Source organism: Hyphomonas sp. UBA3601, assembly GCF_002375605.1.
Taxonomy (GTDB): Bacteria; Pseudomonadota; Alphaproteobacteria; order Caulobacterales; family Hyphomonadaceae; genus Hyphomonas.
In genome coordinates, this window is the sequence record NZ_DFME01000037.1 from 2401 (window position 1) to 7116 (window position 4716).

The 4716-nt window shown below is 59.1% G+C and carries 5 protein-coding genes; 2 read left to right on the plus strand and 3 right to left on the minus strand.

Translation table 11 applies throughout. The features are described 5' to 3' along the window. Window positions 1-191 (plus strand): Kazal-type serine protease inhibitor family protein (locus B4F73_RS04385; protein ID WP_290482592.1); only part of this gene is annotated, 191 nt, incomplete at its 5' end. Between the two features lie 9 nt (window positions 192-200). Here the strand turns inward: B4F73_RS04385 and B4F73_RS04390 are convergent. The 3 genes from B4F73_RS04390 to B4F73_RS04400 form a co-directional block, all read right to left on the minus strand. Continuing rightward, the gene (locus B4F73_RS04390) at window positions 201-797 is read right to left on the minus strand and encodes an HD domain-containing protein (RefSeq protein WP_206992502.1); all 597 of its coding nucleotides are present in this window, start codon (window positions 795-797) and stop codon (window positions 201-203) included. A gap of 113 nt (window positions 798-910) precedes the next feature. Then, on the minus strand, window positions 911-1990 hold the full coding sequence (locus B4F73_RS04395; RefSeq protein WP_290482593.1) for a hypothetical protein: 1080 nt from the start codon (window positions 1988-1990) through the stop codon (window positions 911-913). A gap of 256 nt (window positions 1991-2246) precedes the next feature. After that, the gene (locus B4F73_RS04400) at window positions 2247-3458 is read right to left on the minus strand and encodes an RtcB family protein (protein ID WP_290479096.1); all 1212 of its coding nucleotides are present in this window, start codon (window positions 3456-3458) and stop codon (window positions 2247-2249) included. Window positions 3459-4276: 818 nt separating this feature from the next. On the opposite strand from B4F73_RS04400, the gene B4F73_RS04405 reads away from it, so the two are divergent. Next, the coding region (locus B4F73_RS04405; RefSeq protein WP_290482594.1) for a glycosyltransferase family A protein at window positions 4277-4716 on the plus strand (440 nt) is incomplete at its 3' end.

Here is a 4716-nt window from a genome sequence, read left to right on the forward strand (position 1 = left end):
ATGACGGGGCCTGCCGCAACATCGCAGATGCGGCCGGCGTCTGCACCGAAGTCCGCTCGATGTGCACGCGCGAATATCGCCCGGTCTGCGGCTGTGACGGGAAGACCTATGGCAACAAGTGCGAAGCCCACGCCGCGATGACAAGCATCGCCAGCGAAGGCCCCTGCATGCTGGAAACGTCTGAGGAGTAATACCTCAGACTATTCCTGCATCGCCTTGAGATACATGGAATTTACCGGCTTCGAGAAGACGCGCTCGACCATCGGGATGAAGAATTCCAGCGGCTCGCTCTCATAGTCCGGATCGAACGCGGCTTGGTCGTAGAGATGGCAGAACTGCGCGCAATATTCGTAATGCGGACTGTCCTTGAAATGCTCCCGCAGATTCCGGTCCAGCCCGATATGGTGGAAGAAGTAATAGCCCTGGAACGCGCCATGATTGGCCACCATCCAGAGATTGGCCTCTGACACGAACGGCTTCAGGATCGCGGCGGCCACATCCGGATGATTGTAGCTGCCCAGCGTGTCGCCAATATCGTGAAGCAGCGCGCAGACCACATATTCCTCGTCGCGGCCGTCGCGATGCGCGCGGGTCGCGGTCTGGATGGAATGTTCCAACCGGTCGATCGGGAAGCCACCATAATCGCCATCGAGCAGGCGCAGATGGTCGATCACGCGCTTGGCGAGCCCCTTGTTGAAGCTCTTGGAATGCTCAACGATGATATCCCAATCATCCTTGGTGCCTTCCAGCATTTCGCGAAACTTCGCGCGTTCGCCCATGTCGTGTCCGTCGGCCATGCTTTCCTCCTGATATTTTCAGGCAGAATACACCGATGACGCCCGCGTCACAAATGGAAACGCCCCCGAAGCCATAAGCTTCGAGGACGCCTCTATGCGATGCTGGCCTGCACTCAGTCCCAGAGAGAGCCAAGTGCCAAACGCTGGCGCCAGGTAGTGCGCGGTGGCACATGCGCAGGCCCGCAATCCGGACAGACATGATCGTGCAACCGCTGGGACAAGGCCCAGGCGGATTCCCCGGTCCTGACACCAACCGCGGTGAGCACATCGATCAGCTGACGCAAATGCGCGTCACTCAGATCGTCATTGCCCTTCAGCAACGCCTCGGCCAGTCTCCAGCCGGCCACATCCTGGCGCAAGGCCAGAGCCACCGGCGGGCTGGACGATTTGCGAACCGCGTAAACCGCCATCCGGCCCATGGCGAGGTCGGCGGCAAAGTCTCGCAAGCAATTGCGGAACTCCAACGCCATCTCGTTCAGCGCCTTTCGGGTCCGGACCGGTTCGAACCAGTCCGGCAGGGCGGGTGGAGCCAGCACCCGTCCAAACTCGACCGGCTGCAGAGCTTCGGCCGCCATGTCGAACAGGGCCAACGCGCTGTTTGCACGCTCCCAACGCTGGACCAGACGAGACGCTCCGTTCGCCCCGTGGATTAGCCGTGCGAGCTGGTAGGCTACGGCCAGGTCTTCCACAGCTTGAGGCGTTTCGGGCAAGTTCGCCACGATACCCGGAACCCGCAAGGCTTCCGGCACCGCCACGATCACGCCCAGACGATCTGCTCGAATCTGCGGCATGTGCCGCAAGACTTTCACCGCTTCAGGATCTGCAAACAGGCTGAGGAAGTTGGCATAGTCACCCACCTCCCACAATTGTTCACCCATCCGGCCGAGTGCCTTCATCAGGCCGCCCGGCGCATCGCCGCTCATCAGGATACGCGCAAGCTCGGCGTCGCGGGCGCGTTCCACCACTCGCACGATATCCATGCCATCATCGCTGGTGCTGCTCCAACGCCGCTCCAGCAGAATTGCCGCCGCATGGCGCCGTGCCGACGGCAGGGTCAGGAACCCGGCATGCGGCACAGGCCAGAAACGAGCAATCCGCTCTGCGTGGGGGCCGGCAATATAGCCCAACAATGGCGTCGCTGCCGACGGCTTGCCAAACAGCAAGACACCAGCACGGGTCATGGGCGCGCCCATGATCCACCTCCTTTCACATCTTCCGACAACTGAACTCTTCAGAAACGGACTATCGAAATTCAATCTGTGATTATATCAGGAGGCGACCGGCCAATGCGCGGGAGCCGCTGATAGCGCTCCCCGCATCTGCAAGGAGCTGTTTGTCGTGTTACAACTCAGCTTCATCTTGTTTCTTTCGGTTGGTCTGCCAAGCCTTCCGTAAACGCACGAACGGCCTGACAGGAATTGGGCGTATAATCCAAAGCGCGACAATGTGTCAACCTTTGACGCAAACGATTTGTTTCAACGTGTGAACCACCTCCACCAGATCAGTCTGCGCCGCCATGACTGCGTCGATGTCCTTGTAGGCCATTGGCGTTTCGTCAATCACGCTGGAATCTTTCCGGCATTCGACGCCATCCGTTGCCGCCCGGTGGTCCTCGACCGAGAACCGCCGCTTGGCTTCAGTCCGGCTCATGGCACGGCCTGCCCCGTGCGAGCACGAGCAGAAGGAGTCGACATTGCCCTTTCCGCGAACAATGAAGGATTTCGCCCCCATTGAACCGGGAATGATCCCCAGTTCGTCCTTCCCGGCACGGACGGCCCCCTTGCGGGTCACCCAGATGTCCGCCCCGAAATGGTGTTCCCGCTCCACATAATTGTGGTGGCAGTTCACCGCCTCCTTCTCCAGCGAGAAGGCCGGAAAATGCTCACGCAAGGCAAACAGGACACGGTCCATCATCACCTCGCGGTTCAGGCGAGCATAGTCCTGCGCCCAGCTGACCGCATAGGTATAGTCGTCGAACAGGTCTTCTCCTTCAACAAAGAAGGCGAGATCCTTGTCCGGGACATGATAGCCCAGCACGCGCCGCTCCAGTGCCTCACGCGCCTCCCGGATAAAGTAGGTGCCAAGAATGTTCCCGGTCCCGCGCGATCCCGAGTGCAGCATGACCCAAACACGGTCCACTTCATCGAGACACAGTTCGATGAAATGGTTCCCGCCGCCAAGCGTCCCCAGCTGTTTGGCAAAGGCCGTCCGCTGGATGCGCTTGTGCTTCTTCAGGATCACGTCGAGCCGCTCCGCCATGCCGGAGGCCCGAAGCGCCGTGGCTGCACGCGCCGGAGTTTCCTTGTGGCTGCCACCGCGCCCATTTCCCACAGGCACCTTGCGTTCGATCTCACTACGGATGGCCGACAAGCTATCAGGCAAGTCATTTGCCGTCAGGCTCGTCCGGATGGCCATCATCCCACAGCCAAGATCGACTCCGACCGCCGCCGGGATGATCGCCCCCTTGGTGGGAATGACCGAGCCGACCGTTGCGCCGCGCCCGAAGTGGACATCGGGCATCACGGCAAGGTGGCTGTGAATGAACGGCAAACCTGCAACATTCTCAAGCTGTGTACGGGCTTGTGGCTCTACAGGCACACCCTTTACCCAGGCCTTGATACGTCCGCCGGCGCGGGTTTCGATCACTTCAAATTCACTCATTGGTCTCAGCTTCGTTTCACGAAGCTCCTCCTGACAAGCCCTCCACGCGTCTCCATCGGGTTCGAAAGACAAAAAAACCCTCCGGGCGAAAACGCGCGGAGGGCGGCATAAGACCGAAAAACGGTCCCCGGGCTGATGATCAGCCCTATCCAGCAACCTCCATGCGGCAGCATGCGCAACCCAGTTGTAGGGTGCGTTCATATGCCTGGAAATTTGAGTTTGGCCGTTTCATGGGTCCGTCCTCGGGCTGGAATGAGCGCGCCTTATGATCGTGAGAATACGAGGCGTCAACCAAAAACTGGAAAAGCCCCGAACGAAGATCATCCGAAGCCTGTCTAATTTTTCCGAATCCGCCTTGTGCGACAAGGCTCTATACACTTTGGCGGACAACCGGAAAAAATCTCGCCGCGTGGTCTATTCCGTTGCCGATGATGCCGATACCGCCAATGATCATGCCTTGCTGAAACAGGTATGTCATGAAGTCCGGCGATCGTGAAAACCTTATCCGGCGCAATCTGCGCCTGAATATCCGAGGTCATCAATTCGCCTCTCAGGGGTGTCTGGAACTCCCCGCTCGATTAACAGGCCTTGATGACGCTTTCTTTGGCCCCGCCAGGGCATTCCGACAAAACATGAAACATGCGCTTTTTCGCGACTATTGCAGCTGATCCTGACGGGATTTTACGTATTTCGTGCTAGTCTTAGAGGTTCAAGTAATGAATTGGAAAAGCAGAAGCGCTATCCTTGCAATCAAATTACTTTTTCTTGGCGGTCTTTTCGCCAGCGTAGCGTGAACACCAGAACGGGACCCTGTTGGAATGCAATCGACCTCGGTAGTCATTCCGACCTGCAACAGAGCGTCTCTTCTTGCGGATTCCCTGAAGTCCGTTTTTGCCCAGACCGTACAGCCGGATGAAGTCATCCTGATAGATGATGGATCGACCGACAACACGCCGGACGTCGCAGCGCGCTACCCGCAGGTGCGCTATGTGCGCACTGAAAACCAGGGCAAGTCCGCGGCCATCAATCTGGCCATGACGCTGATGACCGGCACCCGGCTCTGGGTTGTTGACGATGACGACATCGCCTGCCCGGACGCCCTCCAAAAACTGGGGGCTGCGCTCGACGCCAACCCGTCCGCTGGCTTCAGCTATGGACGCCATGACCGGTTCACCGACCCCGCAAATGGCGGCGAGCGAGTCTGGCAGGACACCGGCTACTGGCGGGAGTGTCACCCACGTGACTTCCTGATCGCCAC